General features: G+C 39.0%; 24 protein-coding genes and 1 riboswitch. Of the genes, 17 read left to right on the forward strand and 7 right to left on the reverse strand.

All coding sequences use genetic code 11. The features are described from left to right. The first annotated feature begins 6 nt into the window (after positions 1 to 6). From secA2 to HCX62_RS01720, 11 genes are all read left to right on the forward strand, one after another. Positions 7 to 2,337 carry an accessory Sec system translocase SecA2 gene (gene secA2, locus HCX62_RS01670; RefSeq protein ID WP_185636789.1) on the forward strand — a complete coding sequence of 777 codons (2,331 nt, stop codon included), beginning with the start codon at positions 7 to 9 and terminating at the stop codon, positions 2,335 to 2,337. Positions 2,338 to 2,454: 117 nt separating this feature from the next. Beyond that, complete coding sequence (locus HCX62_RS01675) at positions 2,455 to 3,624, forward strand: AI-2E family transporter (RefSeq protein WP_185636790.1); 1,170 nt, start codon at positions 2,455 to 2,457, stop codon at positions 3,622 to 3,624. 261 nt (positions 3,625 to 3,885) lie between these two features. Next, positions 3,886 to 4,599 carry a WxL domain-containing protein gene (locus HCX62_RS01680; protein ID WP_185636791.1) on the forward strand — a complete coding sequence of 238 codons (714 nt, stop codon included), beginning with the start codon at positions 3,886 to 3,888 and terminating at the stop codon, positions 4,597 to 4,599. A 69-nt stretch (positions 4,600 to 4,668) separates the two neighbouring features. Further along, on the forward strand, positions 4,669 to 5,688 hold the full coding sequence (locus HCX62_RS01685; RefSeq protein ID WP_185636792.1) for a WxLIP family cell surface protein: 1,020 nt from the start codon (positions 4,669 to 4,671) through the stop codon (positions 5,686 to 5,688). A 17-nt stretch (positions 5,689 to 5,705) separates the two neighbouring features. Then, complete coding sequence (locus HCX62_RS01690) at positions 5,706 to 8,171, forward strand: hypothetical protein (RefSeq protein ID WP_185636793.1); 2,466 nt, start codon at positions 5,706 to 5,708, stop codon at positions 8,169 to 8,171. 113 nt (positions 8,172 to 8,284) lie between these two features. Further along, positions 8,285 to 9,688: a cryptochrome/photolyase family protein gene (locus HCX62_RS01695; protein WP_185636794.1), complete on the forward strand. Its 1,404-nt coding sequence runs from the start codon at positions 8,285 to 8,287 to the stop codon at positions 9,686 to 9,688. A 137-nt stretch (positions 9,689 to 9,825) separates the two neighbouring features. Further along, positions 9,826 to 10,239 carry a DUF2177 family protein gene (locus tag HCX62_RS01700; protein ID WP_185636795.1) on the forward strand — a complete coding sequence of 138 codons (414 nt, stop codon included), beginning with the start codon at positions 9,826 to 9,828 and terminating at the stop codon, positions 10,237 to 10,239. 2 nt (positions 10,240 to 10,241) lie between these two features. Further along, the gene (locus HCX62_RS01705) at positions 10,242 to 12,008 is read left to right on the forward strand and encodes a DAK2 domain-containing protein (protein WP_185637979.1); all 1,767 of its coding nucleotides are present in this window, start codon (positions 10,242 to 10,244) and stop codon (positions 12,006 to 12,008) included. Beyond that, a complete protein-coding gene (locus tag HCX62_RS01710) occupies positions 12,008 to 12,778 on the forward strand; it encodes a DUF1295 domain-containing protein (RefSeq protein WP_185576190.1) in 771 nt (256 codons plus the stop codon). The genes HCX62_RS01705 and HCX62_RS01710 overlap by 1 nt, the downstream gene beginning before the upstream one ends. A gap of 126 nt (positions 12,779 to 12,904) precedes the next feature. After that, entirely contained in the window at positions 12,905 to 13,447 is a 543-nt protein-coding gene (locus HCX62_RS01715; RefSeq protein WP_008947020.1) for a DUF1269 domain-containing protein, read from the forward strand. A 225-nt stretch (positions 13,448 to 13,672) separates the two neighbouring features. Continuing rightward, positions 13,673 to 14,473 carry a formate/nitrite transporter family protein gene (locus HCX62_RS01720; protein ID WP_185390733.1) on the forward strand — a complete coding sequence of 267 codons (801 nt, stop codon included), beginning with the start codon at positions 13,673 to 13,675 and terminating at the stop codon, positions 14,471 to 14,473. Positions 14,474 to 14,512: 39 nt separating this feature from the next. Here the strand turns inward: HCX62_RS01720 and metX are convergent, their stop codons facing one another. Next, positions 14,513 to 15,619 carry a homoserine O-acetyltransferase MetX gene (gene metX, locus HCX62_RS01725; protein WP_185636796.1) on the reverse strand — a complete coding sequence of 369 codons (1,107 nt, stop codon included), beginning with the start codon at positions 15,617 to 15,619 and terminating at the stop codon, positions 14,513 to 14,515. A gap of 16 nt (positions 15,620 to 15,635) precedes the next feature. Continuing rightward, positions 15,636 to 16,913 carry an O-acetylhomoserine aminocarboxypropyltransferase/cysteine synthase family protein gene (locus HCX62_RS01730; protein WP_185558802.1) on the reverse strand — a complete coding sequence of 426 codons (1,278 nt, stop codon included), beginning with the start codon at positions 16,911 to 16,913 and terminating at the stop codon, positions 15,636 to 15,638. Positions 16,914 to 17,022: 109 nt separating this feature from the next. After that, positions 17,023 to 17,122: riboswitch (SAM riboswitch) on the reverse strand. 239 nt (positions 17,123 to 17,361) lie between these two features. On the opposite strand from HCX62_RS01730, the gene HCX62_RS01735 reads away from it, so the two are divergent. Further along, the gene (locus HCX62_RS01735; protein ID WP_185518423.1) at positions 17,362 to 17,889 is read left to right on the forward strand and encodes an HdeD family acid-resistance protein; all 528 of its coding nucleotides are present in this window, start codon (positions 17,362 to 17,364) and stop codon (positions 17,887 to 17,889) included. A gap of 44 nt (positions 17,890 to 17,933) precedes the next feature. Here HCX62_RS01735 and HCX62_RS01740 read toward each other — a convergent pair whose 3' ends face one another. Then, positions 17,934 to 18,635, reverse strand: coding sequence for a Crp/Fnr family transcriptional regulator (locus HCX62_RS01740; RefSeq protein ID WP_185636797.1), 702 nt, complete (start codon positions 18,633 to 18,635; stop codon positions 17,934 to 17,936). Positions 18,636 to 18,710: 75 nt separating this feature from the next. Beyond that, entirely contained in the window at positions 18,711 to 19,259 is a 549-nt protein-coding gene (locus tag HCX62_RS01745) for a biotin transporter BioY (RefSeq protein ID WP_185636798.1), read from the reverse strand. 193 nt (positions 19,260 to 19,452) lie between these two features. Here HCX62_RS01745 and HCX62_RS01750 point away from each other — a divergent pair, with 193 nt between their 5' ends. The 4 genes from HCX62_RS01750 (at position 19,453) to HCX62_RS01765 (ending at position 22,064) form a co-directional block, all read left to right on the forward strand. Then, on the forward strand, positions 19,453 to 19,785 hold the full coding sequence (locus HCX62_RS01750) for a PadR family transcriptional regulator (protein ID WP_185636799.1): 333 nt from the start codon (positions 19,453 to 19,455) through the stop codon (positions 19,783 to 19,785). Continuing rightward, positions 19,778 to 20,368, forward strand: a complete 591-nt coding sequence (locus HCX62_RS01755; RefSeq protein ID WP_185636800.1) for an HAAS signaling domain-containing protein — start codon at positions 19,778 to 19,780, stop codon at positions 20,366 to 20,368. The genes HCX62_RS01750 and HCX62_RS01755 overlap by 8 nt, the downstream gene beginning before the upstream one ends. Further along, a complete protein-coding gene (locus tag HCX62_RS01760) occupies positions 20,361 to 21,458 on the forward strand; it encodes a DUF4097 family beta strand repeat-containing protein (protein ID WP_185636801.1) in 1,098 nt (365 codons plus the stop codon). Before HCX62_RS01755 ends, HCX62_RS01760 begins: the two co-directional genes overlap by 8 nt. Positions 21,459 to 21,563: 105 nt before the next feature. After that, complete coding sequence (locus tag HCX62_RS01765; protein ID WP_185637981.1) at positions 21,564 to 22,064, forward strand: GNAT family N-acetyltransferase; 501 nt, start codon at positions 21,564 to 21,566, stop codon at positions 22,062 to 22,064. Positions 22,065 to 22,111: 47 nt separating this feature from the next. On the opposite strand, the gene HCX62_RS01770 is transcribed toward HCX62_RS01765, so the two are convergent. The 3 genes from HCX62_RS01770 to HCX62_RS01780 all read right to left on the reverse strand — a co-directional run bounded on the left by HCX62_RS01770 (position 22,112) and on the right by HCX62_RS01780 (position 24,383). Continuing rightward, positions 22,112 to 22,498, reverse strand: coding sequence for a hypothetical protein (locus tag HCX62_RS01770; protein WP_185636802.1), 387 nt, complete (start codon positions 22,496 to 22,498; stop codon positions 22,112 to 22,114). 52 nt (positions 22,499 to 22,550) lie between these two features. Then, positions 22,551 to 22,895 carry a magnetosome magnetite crystal formation protein family gene (locus HCX62_RS01775; RefSeq protein WP_185636803.1) on the reverse strand — a complete coding sequence of 115 codons (345 nt, stop codon included), beginning with the start codon at positions 22,893 to 22,895 and terminating at the stop codon, positions 22,551 to 22,553. 147 nt (positions 22,896 to 23,042) lie between these two features. After that, positions 23,043 to 24,383, reverse strand: coding sequence for an MATE family efflux transporter (locus HCX62_RS01780; protein WP_185636804.1), 1,341 nt, complete (start codon positions 24,381 to 24,383; stop codon positions 23,043 to 23,045). A 166-nt stretch (positions 24,384 to 24,549) separates the two neighbouring features. Between HCX62_RS01780 and HCX62_RS01785 the strand changes: the two genes are divergently transcribed. After that, a complete protein-coding gene (locus HCX62_RS01785; RefSeq protein ID WP_185636805.1) occupies positions 24,550 to 25,011 on the forward strand; it encodes a MarR family winged helix-turn-helix transcriptional regulator in 462 nt (153 codons plus the stop codon). The last annotated feature ends 6 nt before the right edge of the window (positions 25,012 to 25,017 follow it).

Here is a 25,017-nt window from a genome sequence, read left to right on the forward strand (position 1 = left end):
TATATAATGAGACAGAATTATGATGATCGCAAAATAGTAAAACAGTACCGAGAAATAGCCCGGCAAATTGTCAAAAAAGAGGGCTTATATAGAAATATGGACCAATCCGAACTTTGTGAACAAACCAATTTTTGGCGTGAGAAGTTTAAAACAAAACCGATGAGTGATCGAGATAAAATTAATATTTTCGCATTAGCAAGAGAAGCGGCAAGCCGGGTTATTGGTTTAGACGCGGTAGTAGTGCAATTAATTGGGGCGCTTGTTCTTGGGGATGGCAAAGTGGCAGAAATGAAAACCGGTGAAGGTAAAACATTGATGTCGTTATTTGTGATGTTTATAGAAGTAATGCGTGGCAACCGGGTACACCTTGTCACTGCCAATGAATATTTAGCTAGGCGTGACCGGGAAGAAATTGGTCAAGTGCTCGAATATCTAGGTGTTTCAGTTGCTTTAAATGAATCTGGTTTAGACATAGACCAAAAAAAGGGCATATACACTGCAGATGTTATTTACGGCACGGCTTCGGAGTTTGGATTTGATTACTTACGGGACAACATGGTTCGCCAAAAAGAAGATAAAGTACAAAGCGGACTTGATTTTGTTTTAATCGATGAAGCAGATTCGATTTTGATTGATGAAGCGAGAACGCCTTTACTTATTTCTGACCGCAAAGAGGAAGATTTGTCACTTTACCATACAGCGAATGAACTTGTGAAAAAGATGATGAAAGATGATTATGAGATTGAAGAGCATAAACGCTTTGTTTGGTTGAACGATGCGGGAATTGAGAAAGCGCAGAAGTTTTGGCACGTGGAATCACTTTATTCTGCAGAGGCACAGTCTGAGCTACGGATTACGATGTTGTTAATGCGGGCTCATTTCTTAATGCATAAAGATAAAGATTATGTGGTGCTGGATGATGAGGTATTAATTATCGATCCACATACTGGACGTGCACTTCCGGGGCGTCGCTTTAATGACGGGCTTCATCAAGCAATTGAAGCAAAAGAAGGCGTTGAAGTTAAAGAAGAATCGCGCACGCTTGCGACCATTACTATCCAAAATTACTTCCGGATGTATAAGAAAATTTCAGGTATGACAGGAACCGCCAAAACCGAGGAAGAAGAGTTTCGCCAAATATACAATATGGACGTCGTAGTTATTCCGACCAATTTACGCGTAAACCGGGAAGATATGCCGGATGATATTTTTTATACGAAAAAGGAAAAAGGTCGGGCGATTGTTTATGAAGTATCCTGGCGCTATGAAAAAGGGCAGCCGACTTTAATCGGAACTTCTTCTATTAAAAGTAACGAATGGATTAGTGGCTTGCTAGACGCGGCTGGAATTCCGCACCAAGTTCTAAATGCGAAAAACCATGCGCAAGAAGCCGAAATTATTGCGAAGGCAGGAAAACGTGGCATGGTAACGTTAGCTACGAACATGGCTGGTCGGGGAACGGATATTAAGCTGGATCCAGATGTGCATAAACTTGGCGGACTTGCTGTAATTGGGACGGAACGCCATGAAAGTCGCCGTATCGATTTACAACTTATGGGACGTTCTGGTCGACGCGGAGACCCTGGTTTTAGTAAGTTTATGATTTCTTTAGAAGATGATTTATTAGAGCAATTTGAAAGTAAAAGCTGGGAGAAACTTTCCACGAAATTGAAACGAAAAGCACCGCGCGACGGAAAACCAGTTAACTCACGTAAGATCCACGGAGTCGTTGTAAATGCGCAAAAACGCTTAGAAGGAGCCAACTACGATATTCGTAAAGATTTGCTTTCCTATGATGAAGTAATCGATTTACAACGCAAAATGGTTTATAAAGAACGTGATTTATTACTGGAAAGAAATAAGCTTGGTGTATCTTCCGAAAAAATTCTACGCGAAGTCGCTGAATATTCGTTTATTCATCCAACTGATGTTCCAGAAGAAGAGTTGGAGAAATATTATTCACGTCAAAAAGAATTACTTGGTGGAACTAAATTCCCGATTTCTTTTGATCAGGTCACCTTGATGGAGCCAGCAGAAGTGGTGGAGGAAATCGTTTCTTGGCATAAAAAAGAACGCAACAAATTCCCTGTTGAAACGATTATCGCAATCGAACGAGAAGTATATTTGAATTTAATGGACCAAATGTGGGTTATGCACCTAGATGCAATGGTTCAATTGCGCGAAGGAATTCATTTGCGGGCATATGGTCAACAAGATCCACTTGTGATGTATCAAAAAGAAGGGGCGCAATTATTTGAGAAATTCCAAGCGGATTATCATTTCTATTTTGCACATGCATTACTTGAACTTGATCCTGATGGTTTAATCCAAGGCTAAAAATACAACTCACGTCTGATTTTTTTCGAATTTATGGGTAAATTAGTGTGAACGAGGGTATTAATCTATATAATAGTAGCAAACGAAAATAAATTTAGACAAAAGAGGGGTGGTAAAGTGAAGGGTTCATTCACAAAATTTAAACAATTTTTTATTGAGAACAAGTTTGTGCTGGGGTTACTAATTTTTCTATTAGTAGCGCTTGATATTTACGTGCTAACGAAGATTTCCTTTATTTTTGATCCACTAATGGTCATTCTTAAAACCGTTGCAGCACCAATCATTTTAGCGGGGATTTCTTACTATTTGTTTAATCCAATAATTGATTGGTTGGAAAAACATAAGTGGAAGCGTGGCTGGGCAATTGCCTTGTTATACTTAGTGATTATTGGTTTAATCATTCTACTATTTAGCTTTGTCATTCCGGCTGTTAAGGATCAGATTGTTAGCTTGTTCAAATCATTCCCAGGCTATTGGGATCAAATTACACAGAAATTTGACGAGTTCAGTCGTTCGAGCCTATTTGATCAAATCAAAGATAAATTAAACACCAACATGAGCGATATTATGAAAACTGTTTCCACAAAAGGAACGTCCGTGATAAACAGCGCTATTTCAAGTATTGGCAGCATTGTTGGGACAGTTACAGAGGTCGTTTTAGCAATCGTAACGACACCGCTTGTTTTATTCTACTTACTAAAAGATGGGAAAAAATTACCAGACTTCCTACTTAAAATGCTACCAGTAAATGGTCGTGCGCATACTCGCCAAGTGCTTGGTGAAGCAAACCACCAAATTAGTTCATACATTCGTGGACAAATTATCGTTAGCTTATGTATTGGTATTCTGTTATTTATCGGTTATTTAATTATCGGTTTACCATATGCATTAACGCTTGCTATTATTGCAGCTTGTACAAGTATTGTTCCTTACCTAGGGCCAGCAATTGCGATTACACCAGCTATTATTATCGCGATTGTTACATCTCCTTGGTTACTAATTAAACTAATTATTGTATGGTGCGTTGTTCAATTACTAGAAGGTAAATTCATTTCACCTCAAGTAATGGGTAAAACATTAAAAGTACATCCAATCACCATTTTATTCGTAATTTTAGTAGCCGGAAATCTATTCGGTGTTCTAGGTGTTATCTTCGCAGTACCAGGTTATGCGGTACTTAAAGTAATCGTGACGCATGTATTCATTTGGTTCAAACGAGTCTCCGGGCTATACGGTGAGCAGCCTGAAAGTGAATTTGTGGCACCACCAGCGGAAGAAAAAGAATAATAGATAAAACACTATTAGTGGAAAAGAACATTTTCTCGCTAATAGTGTTTTTTTATATGCAGAAAAACAATGTTCACAAAAAAGACATAATTTTTCTCTTTACACGCTAATCATAGCAATAGTGCCGATTTAATGTAATTTTTATTACAAAACAATGTGGTAGATATGAGTTTTTTCTCTATTTTTAATAAATTGTACATTGAATTGACTCCTTTTTCATCATAATATGAAGCCAACGCATGACGAAAGGGGAAACAAAAAATGATTATCAAAAAAACATTAATTGTAGGATTAATTGGCATAAGTTCAGTCACACTTTTTGCACCAGCTGCTTTTGCAGTAACTTCTGAGGGGGATTCAAAAGCTTCGATTATGTTTGAAGCAGGGACTGGGGTTGTTGATCCGGTTGATCCGGAAGATCCAACGAAGCCGATTGACCCGTTAGATCCGAGTAATCCAACTGATCCGGGAACTGGTAACACTGGTTCACTGACAATGGATTACGTCTCTTCTGTTAATTTCGGCCAGCATGAGGTAGCAACGACGGAACAAAGCTATTCCTCGACTTCCAGAAAGCCATTTATTCAAGTATCTGACCGTCGTGGAACTGGCGCTGGTTGGAAAGTTACGGCAACAGCAACAGCATTCCAAAACGAAGATGGAGCGGCTTCTCTATCAGGAGCAAAACTATCATTTAAAAACGGAGAAACTGCTTCTGCAAGTACAACGACTTCAACACCAACTGCAGCGCAAACAGTCGAACTACCAACAGATGGGACGTCGATCGTAAATGTTGTTTCCGCGAAAGCATCAGAAGGTATGGGAACATGGATTAATCGCTGGTTTGGCGCTACGCCGAATGACGCAGCAAGTTTAAACGACAATGTACAGTTAACGATACCAGCAGGGAGCGCAACACTCGGAGACCATGAAGCAACAATCACATGGACATTATCTGACGCGCCAGGAGTTTAAAAAATTTGCGTTTAGAATTTCCTTTCTAGACGCAAAATTTTTATAAAAAACGATGGAAGGAAGGTTTAATTGAAGAAAAGTTTTCTTAGTTTATTGTTCATTGTTCCATTATTAGTAACATGCAGTAATTTGACAGAAGCAAAAGCGGCAGAAGGGGATGTTGGCTATTCCGTACAGGCTAAAATCCCTGCCAATCAAATAGATAAAAGACAAACCTATTTCGATTTAAAAATGAAACCAAAGCAAAAACAAACCGTAGAAATCGAAGTAATGAATAGCTCAAACGAAGAAATTCAAGTGGAAGCATCAGTCAACTACGCATCCACCAATCGAACAGGTGTCATTGATTATACGAAAAATGATCTTTCTAAAAAAGATAAAAGTTTAAAATATCCACTTCCAGAACTAGCTAAAATATCAGACGACCAAAAACACCTAACTATACCCGTAAATGGCAAAAAAACAGTTCAGGTTATGATTGAAATGCCAGAAGAATCCATAGACGGTGTCGTTTTGGGCGCAGTAGAGTTCAAAAAGAAAAATACAACCGAGACGAAAAAAGCAAAAGGTGTCTCGCTGAAAAATGAATACTCCTATATTGTTGGTATGCAGCTATCTGAAACCGACAAACAAGTTAAACCACATATGAATTTACTACGTATCAAACCAACGTTAATTAACTACCACACAGCAGTAGCCGCCACATTACAAAACAACCAACCTGTCATTATCAAAAATTTAAGTATCGATGCAAAAGTCTACCAACAAAATTCGGATAAAATGCTCTATCAAACGAAAAAAGCAAACATGACGATGGCGCCGAATTCCAATTTTGATTTTGGGATTGACTGGGGGAATAAACCGCTAAAAGAAGGTAAATACAGATTAAAAATGACTGCAACGAATGGCGTTGAAACATGGAATTGGGACGAAAACTTCACGATTGGCAAAGAAGGACAAGATTTAAATAATGAGGCCGTTGATTTACAACAAACGAACGAATGGCTGTATGTTGCGATTGCGGCGGGCGTGTTACTTGTGTTACTGCTTATTATTCTCGTCATTAGAAAACGAAGAAAAGAACAATAAAGAAAGGAGCTGGCAAATTGGTTTTCAAAAAAATAATCCTTGTATTGACCATGGCGGCTCTTTTTCTTGGTTTTAAAGTAGTTATAGCAGCAGAAAATGGGAATGCTGATTTAGCGGCGAACGAAGCAGTAGTCAGCAATTTTGCCGAATTGAAAACAGCAATTTCAGAAGATAATGGGGTTGATACGGTCTATTTGGGGGCGGATATTGATTTATCGGGAGGCATTGTTATACCAGCTTCCAAAAAAACATTCACTTTATCTGGGAAAAATCCAGCAACAGGTGAAATTCATACGCTAACCGAAACAATGGCATCATCCGGCGCCCAGAGCAGTGTCATCACAGTAAACACAAATACCGGAACGAAAGAAACAACTTTAAAAGATTTGAATATTATCGGAAAAAACTATTATGGCACGATTTCGGTTTATGCAGCCGCGAAAAATGTGGTACAAAACTATGAAAATATCCATTATCAAGGTCCGCAAATGATTTATAATTTGAACGGAACGGCGAACTTTAAAGGAACTAATGATATTACGATAGCGTCGTTTGTCGCTGGTTCTGCGGCGCCAAATGAAGTTGCCGAAATTAAAGGCGTGAGTGTGTCTGGAAAATTAATGATTAATCATGCGAGCTCGAATGCCAATAGTGCGTTTTGGTTTGGGGGCGGAACGGCGGAAGTGAACACATTTACTGTCGAAGAAAATGCGGATGTGACGGTGCTTTCTAATGGGACGGGAATGTTTTATCGCTCGGGTGCAAAGCCAGTTGAAATTGAGGTAAAAAAGAATGCGAAATTAGATATTACTTCAAATAATAATATTTTTCGTGATACGCCGGGCGGAGCGGTTAAAATCGCAGAAGGTGCGGATGTGACGATGACGAAAACGGGTGGCGCGAATCCACTGCTTTGGTCGGCGGATGATATTAACGTAAGTCCGAATGCGCGCTTAATTTTGAATAAAACAGGTGGTACAGGCTATATTATCCAGTTTTATAATGCGACTGCGAAGTTAGATGTCAAGGATCCGCGGAGCTTTTTGATTGCAACCAATTCGAATACGCCGATGTTTTACTGGCCTTATGAGAATACGTTTAATTTAGAGGCGCAAATGGTGAATTATTGGGATACGGCAGGCACGATTGATCGGACGGATCCGCCGGCGCAAAATTTTAGTTTGCCGGATGGAGGAAATGTTACCGGAAGCTTGACTTATACGGGGACAACCACGAAAATTCTTTCGACTAATGCGGGAATGACGCCGACTAATTTTAATCAAAATACGGCGCGAATGATTGCGATGGGGCGCCTTGAAGGAAAGATAAACCCGGTGACGGATGCAGATAGTGAAATCACAGGGACGGCGACACCGAATGCTTTTATTAGTATTTCGTATACTGAAAATGGCGTAAATAAGCTTTTAAAAGGACAAGCAGATAGCGCGGGAACTTATCGGATTGCTATTCCGAGTGGTTTTATAAAGCCATATATTGATTTAACTGCCACGATAACGCAAGACCAGAAATGGCTGACGTTAGATACAGTAACGGTAGAAGATGTGACTCCGCCAAGTGGCGATGCAATTACGCAAATTTTAACGCTTGGCGATCCATTTCCAGATGTTTCTAAACTAGTGACCAATATTGCGGATCATTCTGACAACACTTCCGGCGCAGGGGTGACAGCTACTTTACAAAGCGCACCTGATACAAATATATTTGGGCCAGCAGAAGCTATAGTTCGCTTAGAAGATAAGGCGCATAATTTTGCCGATATTCGTGTACCAGTTTTTATTAAAGATAATATGACTGATATTCAAGATGACAAAGCATTACGAGCGGCGGGTTTTTCCGTGAATTTAAAAGAAATTATCGAGCTGAATGACACGGAACTCGAGCAATTGATTTTAACGAAGTCGGGCGCAAAAGCTTTTAATATTAAAACTGGCGCGGACTTAACGGCGGAAGTGAAAGTGACTAGCACAAATCTGAAAAAAGAAACCGGTTCCTATACAGCGACAATTCAAATTGGCTCATTGGCAAAAGAAATTGCGATTCAAGTGACAGGTGAGCTGAAATTCAACCATGTGCCGGACACAATTTCTTTCGAGTCGATCAAGCTTAACAAGCAGAAAAATATCGCTAAACGTAGCGCGGGATTTGATTTATCTGTGCTTGATTCGAGAGGAGCAGATAGCCAGTTTAGTGTCACAGCAGCAATTAAAGCACCGCTGACTTCTACAACAAATCCAGCGCATATTTTACCAGAAGGGCTTATTTTTATTGATAATACTGGAGAGAAAAAGCTGCTTTCCGATGAACCAATCACCATTTTCCAGTCGCAGTCGGCTAGTGAGATGATAGTTCCGATTGACTGGGAAGAGGATCGCGGAATTCTGGTGGAAGTGGATGCGGCCGATGCGTATGTGGATGAAAGTTATGAAACAACGATTGAATGGACTTTGACGGATGCTCCGTAAGAAACCTGTTAACTTTTGCTAACAGGTTTTTTTGTGTTTTAAGCCCTTTGTTTTTCTAAATGCGATAGATTTTCGTATAATAGCGATAAGTAAGTTGCGAAAGGTGGGAAAGCATGACTTCGGTAATGTGGTTTCGGAGAGATCTCCGGATAAGTGATAATAAAGCGCTCTATCATGCTTGTAAAGAGGACGATTTGATTTTGTTATTCCAAGTGAATCCAGCACAATTTATCACAGGGAGTCCTAGCCATCAAGCCTTTTTTGCGAGTGTGGCGCATTTTAAACAAGAAATCGATCAGAAGGCTCATTTGCAAATCATGTTTGGCGAACCAATGGAATGTTTAAAACAACTGCAAGATAAGTTACCGACTTGGGATAAAGTATTCTTCAACCGTGATGAAACTGGCTACGGAGCAAGCCGAGATGAGGCTGCGGAAGCATTCTTTGATAAACAGGGAATCGTAGTCCACGCCTTCCACGATGCCTATCTTCACTCAGCCGAAGAAGTAAAAAAACCCCCCACAGAATACTACAAAATTTTCACTCCGTACTTTAAAAAATGGCGCGAAGAAATCAAAGAAATGCCATTAAAAGTCACATTAAAGCCGGAAAATATCAGGAAAGAAAGCTTGTTTCCAAAATACGAAGAACCGTTTGCGGAAATGGTCCGTGATTTATCCGTGTCTGATGTCGGCGAACAAGCTGCAAACACTCTGTTAGCGAGCTTTATTAAAGAAGATTTAGCGGATTACGATAAAGCGAGAGATTTTCCTGACCTCGATAAAACAAGTCATTTATCGCGTTATTTGCGGACAGGTGAAATTTCAATTCGGACGATTTGGCAGGCGCTTCAACAAACGGAAGCTACAGAAGGACGCGCGACTTTCGAAAAAGAGCTGTGTTGGCGCGATTTTTATAATATGATTTATGTGTCTTTTCCTAATCAAAAAAATGAGCCGATTCAGGGAAATTATCGTTTGATTGAATGGGATAACAACCGCGACTTTTTCAAAAAATGGCAAGACGGGCAAACGGGTTTTCCGCTTGTGGATGCAGCGATGCGCCAGTTGAAAGAAACGGGTTGGATGCATAATCGGCTAAGAATGATTACGGCTTCTTTTTTAACGAAAGATTTGCTGATTGATTGGCGTTTTGGCGAGAAATATTTTCAACAAATGCTGATTGATTATGACCCGGCGAGTAATATCGGCGGGTGGCAGTGGGCGGCTTCGACTGGAACGGACGCGGTGCCGTACTTTCGAATTTTTAATCCCACTACGCAATCAGAAAAATTTGATCCAGCGGGCCAATTTATTCGGACGTATGTAAAAGAGCTGGCGGATCTACCGGATAAATTTATCCATCAACCAGAGAAAATGTCTGAAACGGAGCAAAAAGAGCATGGTTTTATTTTAGGGAAGGATTATCCGTTTCCAATTGTTGACCATAAAGAACGGCGGAAATTAGCGATTGCACGATATGAGTTTAGTAAGGAGCACTACAGGGGAAATATATAGATAATGAGTCAATCATTTCATTAAATGATTGATTTTTTTGTGGCAGTATTCACAAGGAGCGAATCATGAGCAACCTTCTAGGAGTAACAATCAAGGTATGTTAAAATTCGCTTATCAAGTGATAAGGGGGAATCACAATGACGCAGTTTTTAAAGCTATTTTTAACGAGTGCAGTAATTTTCTTGGTGTTTGATCTTTTTTGGTTACTCGTAGCTTCTAAGAAAATGTATCAACAATTTATAGGGGAGTTAATGGGGGATGTTCGCTTAGCCCCGGCAGTTATATTTTATGTTATTTATGTTGTGGGTGTTACGTTTTTCGTATTAATACCTGGAACGGAGAAAGGGAGCCTAGGATACACGATACTAGCGGGAGCTTTATTTGGCTTAGTTTGTTATGCGACGTATGATTTGACGAACTTGGCTACTTTAAAAGATTGGCCGATTACGATGACAATAATCGACCTTGTTTGGGGAACGACTGTAACGACTGTGACCGCAGTGATTGTTTACTTTATTAACCTGCACTTCTTCACGGGGGCAGGTTCGTGATGATGGAGTCTGAGAGTAAACGCCTATTACAAAGTATGCTGAACGGGGCAGCTGAAGTGATTAGTAAAAAAGACGAGCTGAATCGAATTAATGTGTTCCCTGTAGCAGACGGCGATACTGGTAGTAATTTAGCTTCGTTAATGCAAGCGATTATTGATCATGTTTCACCAAGAGAATATTCAACGAAAGAATTGCTCGAGGAAGTGGCTAGCGCGGCATTAATCGGGGCGCGCGGCAACTCGGGGATGATTTTTGCGCAATATTTAACGGCAGTTGCGGAAAGTTACCATCATTTTGAATCTACTTTTGATGGATTAGTTCAAGCGTTTCAAAAGGCTGTTCATAAAGCTTATGACGCTTTACTGGATCCAAAAGAAGGGACGATTTTATCGGTGATGAAAGCTTGGTCTGAGGCACTGGCTGGGACTTATGAACAAGAGGGCTCTTTTCATAAATCACTATTAAATGCGCAAATAGTTGCGGAAAAAGCTTTAATTAATACCGAATTTCAAATGCCCATTTTACGAAAAAACCGTTTAGTGGATTCGGGTGCGAAAGGTTTTTATTATTTTATCGCGGGGTTAACGAATGCTTATTGTGGTGGAAAGGTTTCTGCGCCAATCAGCTTAGTTGAAAAGGAGCAAACCGAAGAACACGTCCATTTTGAAACGAGCGAGCCGGTTTATCGTTATTGTTCTGAATTTATCATAAAAAAAGCAGCTATCTCACACCAAAACTTACGTGAACTTCTCGCACCAAAAGGGGATTCCCTTGTGATTGCGGGCAATGAAACGCAAATAAAAATACACATCCACACAAATGAACCTCAGGAAGTTTTAAAAATGCTCGCGGAATTTGGCGTGATGACGTATCAAAAAGTGGATGATATGCGGCTTCAATATGAAGTAACGAAAAACCCCCGCGCGAAGATTGCGATTGTGACTGATTCGATTGCTGATTTGCCAGAAGCATTTTTACTTGAACATCAAGTGCATGTCTTGCCGATGAATATTTTGGCGGGGGAGGAAAACTTTCTTGATAAATTAACGATTGGACCGGCGCTTATGCAAGGGAAACTCGCGCAACAACAGCGAATGAGTACAGCGCAACCAACGATTCGTACGGTGGATGCGTTGCTATCGTTTTTAGAAAATAAATATGAGCATGTACTTGTGATTGCGGTTTCGGCTAAACTAAGTGGGACTTTTCAATTAATCAAACAACGAATAAAAGCGCGCGATTTATCTGCGGACTGGATACGCGTGGTTGATTCGAGGCTGAACTCGGTCGCGCAAGGACTTTTAGTGAAGCAAACGGTGGAATTAGTTGAATCTGGGGAAACCTGGGAAGGCATTTCTTGGAAAGTCGAGCAATTAATCGAGCGGGCGTTTATTTATGTCGCAGTTGCCGATTTGTCACCAATGGTGCAATCTGGCAGAATTCCGCGGTTTTTAGGCAAGTTAGCGCAAAAATTATCGCTATTTCCGATTGTGAGCTTGGATGAGTCCGGGGACGGGAAACTGATTGGCGTATCCTTTAGTCAAAAACAAAGCATGAAAAAAATCATTAAAAAAGTAAGTAAATTACAACCGAAAGAGCTTGCTATTACGCATGTTTCTTCAGAACGTGATGCGGAAATTTGGCAGAAGCAACTGGAAAAGAAAACGGGGAAAACGAGCTATCTTGTGGATAGTTCGGCAGCAATTGCCATTAGTGCTGGACTTGGAAGTGTCGCGGTCGCCGGGATTAAAAAGGAGGAAACAAAATGATGTATGGAATAGTAGCACTCGCTTTACTTGTTTATTTTGTACTTTGGTTTATTATTTCGAAAATAAAAGGCAAGTATTCGCTCGTTGATATTGCTTGGGGCGGGGGATTTGTTGTTGTCGCTTGGACAGGATTTTTAACTACTTTTAGCGTAACTGCCCAAAGTATGACCATTCTTATTTTAGTTACGATATGGGGTGTGCGTTTGTTTTGGCATTTGGCGCGCCGTAATTGGAATAAGCCAGAAGATTACCGTTACGTCAATATGCGCAAACGTTGGGGGACGACACTCGTTAATTTGAAAGCCTTTCTGAATGTCTTTGTGCTGCAAGGGGTACTATTATTTATTATCGCTTTGCCGATTACGCATAGTTTTGCTAATGAAGCCGAAACCTTTGCTTGGTGGCAAATGCTCGGTATCGTTATTTGGATTATTGGCTTTATTTTTGAAGTTGGCGGGGATCTGCAATTAGAGAACTTTAAAAAGAATCCAGCGAATAAAGGAAAACTATTAACAACCGGTTTTTGGTCAGTTACGCGGCATCCAAATTATTTCGGGGAAGCACTTAGCTGGTGGGGCGTATTTTTAGTCGCATTAACGCAAATGACAGATTTCTGGTTGATTACGAGCCCGATTGTTATCACGTTATTACTACTGTTTGTTTCAGGTGTCCCTTTACTAGAGAAAAAATATCAAGGTCGAAAAGATTTCGAAGCTTACGCGAACAAAACATCCAAATTTTTCCCTTTTATTGGTAAAAAAGGTCTGTAGAAAGTAGCGATTTAATCTTACTAATGCTATTGATTGCTATTTGCAGGTTAGAGCGAGTAGAATAAGAGATGGGTATGATAAAACGTACCTAAAAAGAATACTTATGAGGCGAGAGGGGTACAACAGATGAAAAAAGAAAAAACAGTGTTAATTATGAATTTTGATGAAGAAAGTATTTCTTACCAAGCTTTCTCAGAAATGAAAAGATTGCACCAAGAGCGCAAAATTATTGGTTATCAAATGGCGGTTGTAAAACATGAGCCAGGAAATAAACTTGTTGCACAAGATTTTCTTGATTTTACTGGTGCCGATAAAAATATGAAAGATAGCCTTATTGGGATGTTAATTGGTATTTTAGGTGGACCATTCGGAATTTTAATCGGTTGGATGGTTGGCGCAATCGTTGGTTCTATGCAAGACGCTGGTGAAGTAAAAAATGCTTTAAGCGTATTCGAAAGAACGTTAAAAACGATTCCAGAAGGCTCTACAGGCGTTATCCTTATTGCAACAGAACAAGAATTAGCAAATGTAAACGACGTAGCAATGGATGAGTTACATGGTCGTGTGCAACGTATGGATGAAGCAATCGTAGCCCAAGAAATCAAAAGCGCACAAGAAACAGAAGGAAAAGCAAAAGATTCCGCTAAAAAACATTGGTTTGGTAAATAAAAAAGTTAAAACGAGGACAGAGAAATCTGTTCTCGTTTTTTTTGTTTTAAGTTTATAAAAACGGGGAAATTAACACCATAAAACAGCAAATGAGAAATTTTTCAAGATGGTAACGCTTAACTGATTTTTATTTTCTGAAAACTATTTGCATCAAATTAAAAACATGCTACAATAAACAAGTTGTGAATTTCACAAGAAAATTTTTTTGTTTGGAGATGAAATAATTTGGATGTGGAAAATAGTCCATTAATGCAGAAAATTGATTATAGTACGCGCAAAAAAATTGATTTAGTAAATAATAGTATTCTTCGTTATATCGTGCGCGCGATGTTAGCATGTTTATTCTTGACACTAGGGACTGCGGTTGCTGTAATGATTGGTGATAAAGTCGATCATTTTGCGCCAGGACTTGGTAAAATTACGTATGCATTTATGTTTAGTTGGTCGCTCGTTATGATTATTTATATGAATGCTGAGCTTGGTACTTCTAACATGATGTATATGACAACTGGTGTTTATCAAAAAATTGTTAAACCAGGAAAAGCATTACAAATTTTGCTTTTATGTATTGTTTGTAATTTATTTGGTGGAATTCTTGCAGGGTACTTAGTTTCCTTGACATCCGTTTTCCATAATTTACCTGCAGATCATTTCTTATTTACTGCCGTTAGCGGTAAACTAGAAAAAGCACCACTAGAAATTTTTGTGGAAGGTATTTTCGCTAATATTGTTGTAAATACCGCCGTGCTTTGTACGCTTCGAATGAAAGATGATGCTGGGAAAGTCATTGCGATGGTTTTCATTATTTTCATCTTCGCATTCTTAGGATTCGAGCACGTTATCGCCAACTTCTCCTCATTCTCATTAGCATTTTTCGCTTCTGGTGGAACACTTGCTGCAATGACAGCGGGCAATGTGACCGTCAATTTAGTACTTGCTTTACTTGGGAATTTTGTAGGTGGAGGCCTTGTAATCGGACTCGGCTATGCTTGGCTTAACCGAACGAAATCAATTTATAAAGACTAATAAAAAAGTGACCTCGGAAAATTTCTGAGGTCACTTTTTTTATATGCTTTTAACAGGTAAATTGCTTAAAAATGAGCGGATTAATGGTTCGAATTTCGGTACTTCTTTTTCGACTAAGAAAGCGTCATGGCCGTATTCGGAAGCCACTTCATGGTAAGTAACCGGCACATCCCATTCTTTTAAAAGTTCGTAGCCACGGCGTAAATCGTGAATCCGGAAAAGTTGATCGGTTGTAATGCCGATAAGCAAATACGGAATTTTGATTTTCGAAAAAGCAGGCAAATCGTCTTTCGCAGGCGCCGTAACGTCAAATAAATCAATTGCTTTCGTTAAATACAAATAACTATTCGCGTCAAACCGCTCGACAAAAGTATCGCCTTGATATTGCAAATACGACTCGATTTGAAAATGCTCTTTTGAGAAAGCGGCCGGGGAAGATTCGGCGACAGTGAAGCGTTCAAAACGTTTCGAGAATAGCTCACTCGTTCGGTAAGTCATCATCCCGACCATTCTAGCAGTCGCAAGCCCGCCCTCAGGTTGACCAACATAATTACCGCCATTAAAGTCAGGATCATTCAAAATCGCCATGCGCATAATCAAGTTATAACCAATCGCGTCAGGTCCGGCAGCAAGTGGGGAGGCGATATTGATAATACTATCTGTAATATCCGCATAATCAATCGCCCATTCTGTCGCCTGCATCCCGCCCATCGATCCGCCAATCACTGAAACAATCCGCGTAACACCAAGCTGCTCCAAAAGTTCACGCTGCACTTTAATAATATCTTTAATCGAAAAACCGGGAAATTGTAATCGGAAAGATTCGCCTGTTTTGGGATTAATAGAAGAAGGTCCGGTCGTGCCACTGCAACCACCAAACACATTCGTGCAAACGAGGAAATATTTATCCGTATCTATCGTTTTGCCCGGTCCGATATAATCATCCCACCAACCAGGTGCATCATCTTCAAAATGTTTCGCCGCATGAGCGGTCCCAGTGAGTGCATGTTCTAACAAAATACAATTATCGCGTGACTCAGAAAGTGTCCCGTATGTCTCATAGCCAACTAAAACTGGGCTTAAAGTTTCTCCGTTTTCAAGTAGAAGAGGACTTTTTTGAAATAGTTCTTTTTGTTGTAAGGTCACTTCTCTTCACTTCCTCCTAAATTTGCTCTAGTGCTTTCGTTAAATCTTGAATGATATCATCGGCATTTTCGATTCCAATCGATAAGCGAATAGATTCTGGTTTCACGCCAGCTGTTAATTGTTGTTCTTCACTTAGTTGTTGGTGGGTCGTGGATGCTGGGTGGATAATAAGTGATTTTGCATCGCCAACATTGGCTAAATGCGAGAATAATTCTACGGATTCAATCACTTTTTTACCAGCCTCATAGCCACCTTTAACGCCAAAAGTGAAAATCGAACCCGGGCCTTTTGGTAAATATTTTTGGGCAAGTTCGTTGTATTTATTATCCGCCAAACCAGGATAGTTCACCCAAGCAACTTTTGGATGGTCGTTTAAGAAATTGGCGACTTGTTTAGCATTTTTAACGTGTTGCTCTAGGCGAAGAGATAGCGTTTCTAGGCCTAAAATCAGTAGGAAAGCGTTGAACGGGGAAAGGGCTGCACCAGTGTCACGAAGGAGTGAGACACGTAGTTTGGTAATATAAGCCGCAGCGCCAACATCATTTGTGTAGGAGAGGCCGTTGTAGCTATCATCTGGCACAACTAACTTCGGAAACTTGCCATTTGCCCAGTTGAATTTACCTGAGTCAATGACCGCGCCACCAATCGCAACCCCGTGACCACCGATAAATTTCGTTGCCGAGTAAACGACGATATCAGCGCCAAAATCAAATGGGCGATTTAAATAAGCGGTCGCGAATGTGTTGTCAACGATGAGCGGAATATCGGATGCGTGCGCAACGTCCGCCACTTTTTCGATATCAACAATATTAATATCGGGATTTCCAATTGTTTCAATAAAAACAGCTTTCGTATTTTCTTTAATGGCTTTTTCGAAATTTTCAGGTTCGTTAGGGTCAACAAAAGTAACGTCAATCCCAAAAGTTTTAAATGTATGAGAGAAAAGAGTGTGCGTTCCACCGTAAAGTGTTGCTGCTGCGACGATATGATCCCCGGAACCAGCAATATTTAAAATAGAGTAGGTAATAGCGGCCATGCCAGAAGCTGTTGCAACAGCACCAATACCACCTTCAAGTAATGTTAACCGCTCTTCTAAAACAGCTGTGGTAGGATTCATAATTCGTGTATAAATATTTCCAGTTTCCTGTAAACCAAATAAGGCTGCAGCATGTTCTGGGCTATCAAAAGTGTACGACGTTGTTTGATAAATTGGCACGGCTCTTGAATGCGTGTCTCCGTCGGGCGTATGTCCACCGTGTACTTGAATTGTTTCGAATTTATACTCATTACTCATAAAAAATCACTCCTCTTTAATATGTATTTATCAGTAATTTCCATCAAAAAACCTCCCTAGCAGTATATAAGCCGCCAGAGAGGATAGAGTTTCCTAAACTTGGATTTCCGACTTATCTTTCAGAATATACTGCTGGAATTAGCACCGTGAAAAAAATTCCGGTTGCTAAGGCTTCAAAGGGCCAGTCCCTCCACCTTTCGTGATAAGAAAATACTATTAAATTAAGTTATATATTACGCTGGATGCTATGAATTGTCAACTATGTATTAAAAAAGTCTGAAATTGGTAAAATTTTTGAGGTTTTTGTGACAACCATGCTTTTTCGCGAGAATAATTCTTTTGAAAAAGGTTTTAAATCCATTTTTTAGGCTATTATAGTTAAGACTAATTATATTTCATTAAACATGGGGTTGAATTAGAAAAAAACAAAGGGGAGTTGAAATAATAAATGAAAACTTTTACACGAATTCTTGTTTTATTAGCGGGGATTGCAATGCTTATTCTTGGGATTTGGTTCTTATTCCATCCGGGGATTTCATTATTAACATCGGCATTAATGCTAGGTTTCTTATTACTAATTTCTGGTATTTTCCACACAATCTCTTATTTTTCAGACAGAAAATCACAAAGTGTGTCTGGTTGGGTGCTAGCGGACGGGATTTTATCCATCTTACTAGGTTTCTTGCTATTATTTAATGAATTTGCTGGACCAGAAATAATTGTATTACTTTTTGGTATGTGGGTATTGTTTGCTGGTATTATGCGTACAGTAGGTGCATTTACTGCTAAACAAAATAATGTACAAGGATGGGGCTGGATTTTAACAATCGGTATTATTGGTATCGTTGTTGGCTTTATCGCTTTGTTCAATCCAATTGTTTCTGTAATCGGTGTTATAATCGTTGTCGCAACATTCTTCATCGTTCAAGGTATTGGAGCAATTGCAACATTCTTCTTTATGGGTAAAAATTATTAAAAAATAAAAATGCGCTATCCAATTGGATAGCGCATTTTTTGCATTTATATGTATGACTTGTATGTTTCTTTCAGTTTTTGCTTATGAAACTCAAAATTGTTTACACGCCAAGGTTTTGGCGAAAGCGCAATAATGCCATCTTCTTCTAGCTTTCGCAGGTTGGTTGCAACATAAGCTCGAGCTAAATTAAGATAATTCCCTAAGATTTTTTGGGTGAAATAATATGGAATTAAGCAAGAACCATCTGTTTCAATTCTGCCAAATCTTTCACCGCAAGCAATTAATCCCGCTAAAACTTTTTCGCTAGAAGGTAAATTTACATAACCTTCTCGTTCCAAAATAGGTGTAACCATACTTTGCATAAGTGCATTCATCTGCCAAAATACATCTGGTGAACTTAAAAATTTAGTCAGAACATATTTACGCTCAAACTGATAAACATTAACTTCACTTATCGTTGTGTAATTTACTGGTGATTTTGTGCCACCGAGTAGTGTTAGCGGTCCGATACAATCTTGTTTGCCTAAGAAGCTAATGATGTTATCTTCTTTACAAGTATTTTTACTCATAGAAACGACACCATCTTCAATGATATAGAAGTAATCAGTTTCCGCGCCTTCTGTTAAAATTTGTTGATTGCGCCTAAAGCGAATTCTTTTATATGGAAGAACTGCTTCGCTAGAATCTTTTAATAAATGGAGTAGATCTACGTTGTAAAAGCTACTTTCCTCGTTTAATAATGACATATACCGAGTCCCCTTTTCTCAGTGGTAATCATTATCATTATATAGGAGTTAACTTCAAATGTGTATTAATGGGACTTATGTTGCTTTAAGTAGTCTTGCTTTGATGAGGCGATCACGAATAAGGATACCTAGAAGCGCCGCAAAAATGGCTTTAATAATACCCGGAATAATAAATGGTACCATTCCTGTTAAAAAGGCAGCCGGCCAGTCAAGTCCAGTGCTGACTTTAAGCCATAACACGCCGAAAATAAGTGTTACGATAGCGCCGAGTATGTTGGCAACAATGGCATACGGCACCGTGAATTTTGTTTTTTCGAGCAACCAGCCTGTAAGTAATGCGTTAAAAATAAATCCGATAATAAATCCGCCAGTTGGTCCGAAAATAATCCCAATTCCTGCTGTCATTCCTTGGAAAACGGGAATCCCGACAGCGCCAAGAACAATATAAACTAACACAGATATCGTGCCATGACGAGCTCCAAGAATCGTTGCTGCTAAGCCAATCGCAAATGTCTGTCCTGTAAGTGGAATCGGACCGAGTGGAATAGCAACTTGTGCAAGTAAAGCAATGATGACTGCAAATAAAGCATCTACTACTAAAAATTTCAATTTCTGATCGCGCATAAACATATCTCCTTTTAATGTAAACTTAATACTAAAATAGGTTAACATTTATCTCTAGAAAAAACAATACTAGTTTTTTAAATCAGTACCTTGCATTGAACACTAGTGTATGATAAACTATAGTGGTAGTGAACAATATATAGTAGTGGTTACTTAATATTAGTGTGCAATTTAACAGAATGGAGGAGTTAGCATGGAGGTTAACCCACAATTCAAAAAAGGTGTGTTAGAACTTTGCTGTTTATTTTTAATTCAAAAGAAAGATTGTTATGGCTATGAGTTAGCGAATCAAGTTTCTAAATATATTGAGGTAGCGGAAGGTGCTATTTATCCAGTACTTAGAAGATTAGTCAAAGAAGAGTATTGTTCCACTTATTTAGTAGAATCGAATGAAGGTCCATCAAGAAAATATTATCAGCTAACTGTCAAAGGCGAAATTTACTTGAATGAACTTATCTCAGAATGGAATAATTTTACAGACAGTGTTGCAAAGCTTTTAACAGAGGAGGAAGCAGTAAATGAATAAGCAAGATTTTTTAAATGAACTAAATCAACGCCTAGAATTGCTTGATCCTAAAGAACGGAGAGAGCTATTATCTGATTATCAAGAGCATTTCAGAAATGGGATTGAAGCAGGGAAAAGCGAGGAACAAATCGTTTTTGACCTTGGAACGCCGGAAGAAATTGCGGCAGATATTTTAAGTGAACGTAATATCCGCGAAGAACATGTCGAAGCAGAATATTATTATGTACCACGTAAAAACCAAAATGAAAATCGATCTGTCAGTAAGCAAATTTTAATTGGAGTAGGTTTATTTTTCCTAGATATTTGTCTTATCATTCCAATTATGGTTTCGCTATGGTCATTAGTTATTTCACTTTGGGCGACGGTTGGTTCTTTTCTTCTTTCACCAGTGCTGCTTGGTGTAATGCTATTGTTTGGCGCTGATTTCGAATTTTATCAAATGTTTGTTTCTATTGGGCTTGTTGGTTTGGGGCTGATGCTTCTATTTGTAGCAAGTGCGCTTACGAAGGTTACGACAAAAGCTACAATGGCGATTATTCATTGGCACAAATATGCAGTCAAAGGAGGCGGAAACAATGCATAAACATCAATTAAGCAAGAAATTATTTTTCGCCGGTTTGGTGCTATTCATCATCGGTGCTATCGGCGTGGCTATCACAATGAACTCAGGTGATATGATTGAAAAAGGAGAACCACTTACAAAACAGTGGGACTTAGCAAACGAAAATATTAACACGATTGCCTTTTCATCCGAGCGAGACGTATCAATTGAATGGAAAGAAAGCACAACTGGAAAAAATTACATCGAATTAAAAGGTAATTACTCCGCAAATGATAAAAAAGCAATCCAAAAATTAGAACCAGTTTCCGAAGATGGAACTTCATTTAATATTACGGTTCCAGAAGAAGATGATTGGTATAACAACTTTGGTAAAATCTATGCTTACGGAAAACAAAAAGTAACTGTCTACTTAACGAAAGATACAAAAGTGACTGATTTAGAAGTGAAATCTAATTCAGGCGATATCCAAATTGCTGATTTTAACGTAAAGAAATTTGTTAGTTCGACTAATTCTGGTGAGTTGAAAGTGACTAATCTCCAAGCGGATACTGCTCAAATGGCGACTTCTTCTGGTGATTTAGAATTAGCTACTATTAAAGCAAATACAGCGCTTGAAACAGGTTCAGGCGAGACAAAAATTACTAATTTAACCGGCGATTTAGAAGTGAATGGTGGTTCAGGAGATGTGACTGCTAGCGGAGTTAAAGCGAAAAAATTGAAAATCGCGATTGATTCTGGTGAAATCGATTTGACTGATAGTGTGACAGATTTGGCCGTGTTAACAACAAGTTCCGGTGATATTGATGCGAATACAAATGGTATAGTGCAAGCAGAATCTAACTCTGGATCAATTGAACTTGAGGGCGTAACGAATGATCTAACGGCTAAAACAAGCTCAGGAGATGTGGATGCAGCATTTATCAAACAAGTAAAAAACATCAACATCAATACAGATTCTGGTGAAGTAGAACTAGAGATACCAGGCGATTTTAAAGCTATTTACGAAACAAGTAGTAATTCTGGTAGTGTAAAAGCACCAACAAGTGATTCTAATACAGCGAACCGTGTCACAGTGAAAACAAGTTCAGGCGATATTAAAATCAAAAAATAAAAAATCCGTGCGCTAATTATATAATTAGCGCATTCTTTTTGTTAAAAAGGGGTAAAGTCAGATAAACTGTTTTATCAATTTGCGTAAGGGGAAGGAGAATGGATGATGGATTTTCATATTAGAAAAGCAACTAATTCCGATGCCGAGGCCATTCAGCATGTAGCGATTACTTCGTGGCATCATACGTATCAAGATTTAATTCCAAATGATGTACAAGACGACTTTTTGGGAAGATTTTATAATGTTGAAACGCTGCATAATCGTATTTCAGCGACTCCTTTTGCTGTTTTAGAACAAGCAGATAAAGTGATTGGCTTTGCGAATTTTATTGAACTTGAGAAGGGGAAAAGTGAGCTCGCAGCTTTTTATTTATTGCCGGAAGTAACACAACGCGGACTTGGTACGGAGCTTTTGGAAGTGGGCATGACGTTATTTCACGTGCCATTACCAATGTTTGTTAACGTCGAAAAAGGAAACGAAACCGCGATCCATTTTTACGTGGCGAAAGGGTTTGTTCAAGTGGAAGAATTTACCGAGGATTTTTACGGCTATCCACTGGAAACGATTCGTTTTAATTTGAGTCACCATGCGTTTGAAGAAGAATAAAAAAATGTCTATTCTAGTTGAAAAAATCAATTAGGATAGACATTTTTTTATTTCGTAGCAGCTTTCCCGCTAGTCGTTTTTCCACCGCGTAAAAAGAAGAAAATCACGGCCAGTAGTGCCATAATAACTCCCGCAAGAACAGATACACCAACGGAAATAATCATACCGGAAACTTGGATAATGCTTAGGATGATGACTGCTGCAACAACCCCATAAGCAAATCCCCATATCATAAAGGTGAAGTAGCTTGCTTTCTTGCTAAATCCGTAAAAAATTTCGCCTAATGTAGAGGCAACTAAAATTACAGGAGCAGCAAAAAGTATCGCTGAAAAAACAAGTTGTGGTGTGACATTTTCATAGAGGATTGTTTCGATTAACAGTGCAGAAAAAATACCTAAAACAAAAATCGATAAATAAGCGATAATAAAACGCATTAAAAAAACCTCCTAAAGTACACTATATTATAGCATAAATTAGGAAGTTAGCTTAACATCTAGCCCAGTTATCGTCATTCCTCTTTACGATACGTGTAATACCCCGAATCAAGTTGAAAATGAGTATCGATACATTAAGAAAAACGATAAAAAATACAGTGGCTAAAGCAAGAAATTGAATGGTATCTGCGCTATTGGTACTAAAAGGAACATTATTATAAAGTGAAATTATAACAATAAGACCAGCGACAAATGTTGTCTGCGTAAGGAGCGCCCATTTGACATGATGTCGAATTTCTTTATCTTTATTTGTACACCAGATAATCGCCGGAGTAATAACAGGGGCAAAGAAAAGACTGAAATAACTAAGCGCACTAATAATCTTTTTATCAAACATTTCTCATCTATCCTCTCATTTGTTTATAAGTCTAGTATAGCGGGGAAAGAGAAATGAAACCATCGAATTAGGTGACGATATGTAAATGAAAATGACAGTTTTGTCATGTGAAAACGCCCCTTCGAAAAAAATCAAAGAGACGTTTCTTTATATGACTGATTTTAAAGACCAAACTTTACTGCGCCATCTGCGGTACATTAGAACGGCTCGAACGCCTTCATCGATAATGTAAGCAAGCCAAACGCCAACGAGCCCAAGCCCGGCCGAGATACCAAGTACATAGGAGAACGGCAAACTAACAATCCACATGACGATCAACCCACATATAAATGGAAAACGAACGTCACCTGTAGAGTTAAGACTACTAATAATGATAATATTCGTGGCACGTCCAAGTTCAAGGAAAATCGAAAGCAAGAACAATTCTTTCGTCATCGCAATGATTTCGGTGTTTGTTGTAAATAGTCGCATAATCGGTTCAGCAAACAGATAAATCGAAACACTGACTACAATTGCGACGACTAAACCAATTTTCCAACTGCGTAAACCTTGCTTATAAGCTTTATCAATTTCTTTGGCACCAACCGCGCGACCGATAATAATTTGCGAGGCCTGACCGAGCGCGATAGCAAAGAGTGCAACAAACTGGCTGACAGTAGAGGCATACACTTTTGTCGTCAGTGCTTCTGTACCTAAAATCGCGATAATCGCCGTAACAACAAGTTGCGAGCCAGCATAGGATAAATTTTCCCCAGCAGACGGAAGCCCCAGTCGTAAAATCGAATAAAGTAGTTTTTTGGAAACTTGCTCCAATTTTTTGAAATGGAAGGTGTAGCCGATGTATTTTCTTAGCATCCAAATGGCTAGACCCATTCCGACGAAGTTAGCGACAGCAGTGGAAATCCCGACACCTGCCACGCCGTAATCTAAGTATGCAAGCGGGCCGTAAAGAAATAAGTAATTACCGACAACATTGATAATGCTAATTGTCACGGGAACGATAATCGACTGTCTAACATAACCATGCGCCCGAAGAATCGGTAAAATCGAAGCATGAATCGCGATAACAACCGAACTCCCACCGATAATTTCTAAAAACGGCGCACCAACTTGAACTAAATGAGGATCAATTCCCATCCAAGTCAGGAAATTTTTCGACATAAAAATGAAAATAATACTCATCACAATTCCAATTAGGAACGCGACCACTAAGCCATTTGTAATTACATTTTCGATTTCTTTATGTTTTTTTGCTCCTATCATTTGCGCAACGATAATTTGCACACCAACGCTGATGAAGCCGTAAATAATAATAGAGATTACTAGAATCTGATTAGCAACCCCAGTCGCAGCAACCGCATCATCCGAATAATGCCCCAACATAAAGACATCGATATAACTAATCATCAGTCGTAAAAATTGCTCTAAAAAGATCGGCCAAGCAAGTGTAAAAAGACTTATACTGGCGACCTTATGTACTGAATTCACTTATTTCCCTCCCTTCATTTTAAATACAATTAAAGCCATTATAAGGCAATTAAAGTTAAAAGTATAGATTAATTTCAAAAAGACGCCAAGATATTGCTTGACAAAAAATAGATATTTTATATAATTAGTTAGGTAAACTAATTAAACGATAGAGAGAAGTGGAGAAATGTCTTCGGAAAATCAAGACTTGGGGCACTCAGTAATTAAGGCTTTCATGAATTTTAAGCATGCTGAATTAAAAAGTTTCCAAATTCCAGGTTACAGTAAATCTGAAACAAGATTTATTTTTATTTTATCTCGTGGGCTTAAAAGCAAAGGGCCGAAAATTCGTGTTTCCGATCTTGGTCACATGCTTAGAATTTCAAAACCAAGCGTAACGCAAATGATGCAATCTCTGGAAGGAAAAGGGCTCATTAAACGTGTCCAAAACCCAGAAGATAAGCGCTCGATGTACGTAGAATTAACCGATGTCGGCGCGGCAGTATCCGAAAAAATGCTCGATGAGTTTCAAGCTAGTTTTGAAGATATGCAAGAATTTTTAGGCGAAGACGACATGAAAAAATTGATCACGCTCCTAGAGAAACTTACAGATTACTTAAACACAAAATCCGAAAATAAGGAGGTATAAACTGCA

Source organism: Listeria swaminathanii (assembly GCF_014229645.1).
In the GTDB taxonomy this organism is placed as follows: domain Bacteria; phylum Bacillota; class Bacilli; order Lactobacillales; family Listeriaceae; genus Listeria; species Listeria swaminathanii.

Excerpts from the sequence above, each read along its gene's own strand:
- secA2 (WP_185636789.1), top strand. The coding sequence starts at position 7 with ATGAGACAGAATTATGATGATCGCAAAATAGTAAAACAGTACCGAGAA.
- HCX62_RS01680 (WP_185636791.1), top strand. The coding sequence starts at position 3,886 with ATGATTATCAAAAAAACATTAATTGTAGGATTAATTGGCATAAGTTCA.
- HCX62_RS01695 (WP_185636794.1), top strand. The coding sequence starts at position 8,285 with ATGACTTCGGTAATGTGGTTTCGGAGAGATCTCCGGATAAGTGATAAT.
- HCX62_RS01700 (WP_185636795.1), top strand. The coding sequence starts at position 9,826 with ATGACGCAGTTTTTAAAGCTATTTTTAACGAGTGCAGTAATTTTCTTG.
- HCX62_RS01705 (WP_185637979.1), top strand. The coding sequence starts at position 10,242 with ATGGAGTCTGAGAGTAAACGCCTATTACAAAGTATGCTGAACGGGGCA.
- HCX62_RS01710 (WP_185576190.1), top strand. The coding sequence starts at position 12,008 with ATGTATGGAATAGTAGCACTCGCTTTACTTGTTTATTTTGTACTTTGG.
- HCX62_RS01715 (WP_008947020.1), top strand. The coding sequence starts at position 12,905 with ATGAAAAAAGAAAAAACAGTGTTAATTATGAATTTTGATGAAGAAAGT.
- HCX62_RS01730 (WP_185558802.1), bottom strand. The coding sequence starts at position 16,913 with ATGAGTAATGAGTATAAATTCGAAACAATTCAAGTACACGGTGGACAT.
- HCX62_RS01735 (WP_185518423.1), top strand. The coding sequence starts at position 17,362 with ATGAAAACTTTTACACGAATTCTTGTTTTATTAGCGGGGATTGCAATG.
- HCX62_RS01740 (WP_185636797.1), bottom strand. The coding sequence starts at position 18,635 with ATGTCATTATTAAACGAGGAAAGTAGCTTTTACAACGTAGATCTACTC.
- HCX62_RS01745 (WP_185636798.1), bottom strand. The coding sequence starts at position 19,259 with ATGCGCGATCAGAAATTGAAATTTTTAGTAGTAGATGCTTTATTTGCA.
- HCX62_RS01750 (WP_185636799.1), top strand. The coding sequence starts at position 19,453 with ATGGAGGTTAACCCACAATTCAAAAAAGGTGTGTTAGAACTTTGCTGT.
- HCX62_RS01755 (WP_185636800.1), top strand. The coding sequence starts at position 19,778 with ATGAATAAGCAAGATTTTTTAAATGAACTAAATCAACGCCTAGAATTG.
- HCX62_RS01760 (WP_185636801.1), top strand. The coding sequence starts at position 20,361 with ATGCATAAACATCAATTAAGCAAGAAATTATTTTTCGCCGGTTTGGTG.
- HCX62_RS01765 (WP_185637981.1), top strand. The coding sequence starts at position 21,564 with ATGGATTTTCATATTAGAAAAGCAACTAATTCCGATGCCGAGGCCATT.
- HCX62_RS01770 (WP_185636802.1), bottom strand. The coding sequence starts at position 22,498 with ATGCGTTTTATTATCGCTTATTTATCGATTTTTGTTTTAGGTATTTTT.
- HCX62_RS01775 (WP_185636803.1), bottom strand. The coding sequence starts at position 22,895 with ATGTTTGATAAAAAGATTATTAGTGCGCTTAGTTATTTCAGTCTTTTC.
- HCX62_RS01785 (WP_185636805.1), top strand. The coding sequence starts at position 24,550 with ATGTCTTCGGAAAATCAAGACTTGGGGCACTCAGTAATTAAGGCTTTC.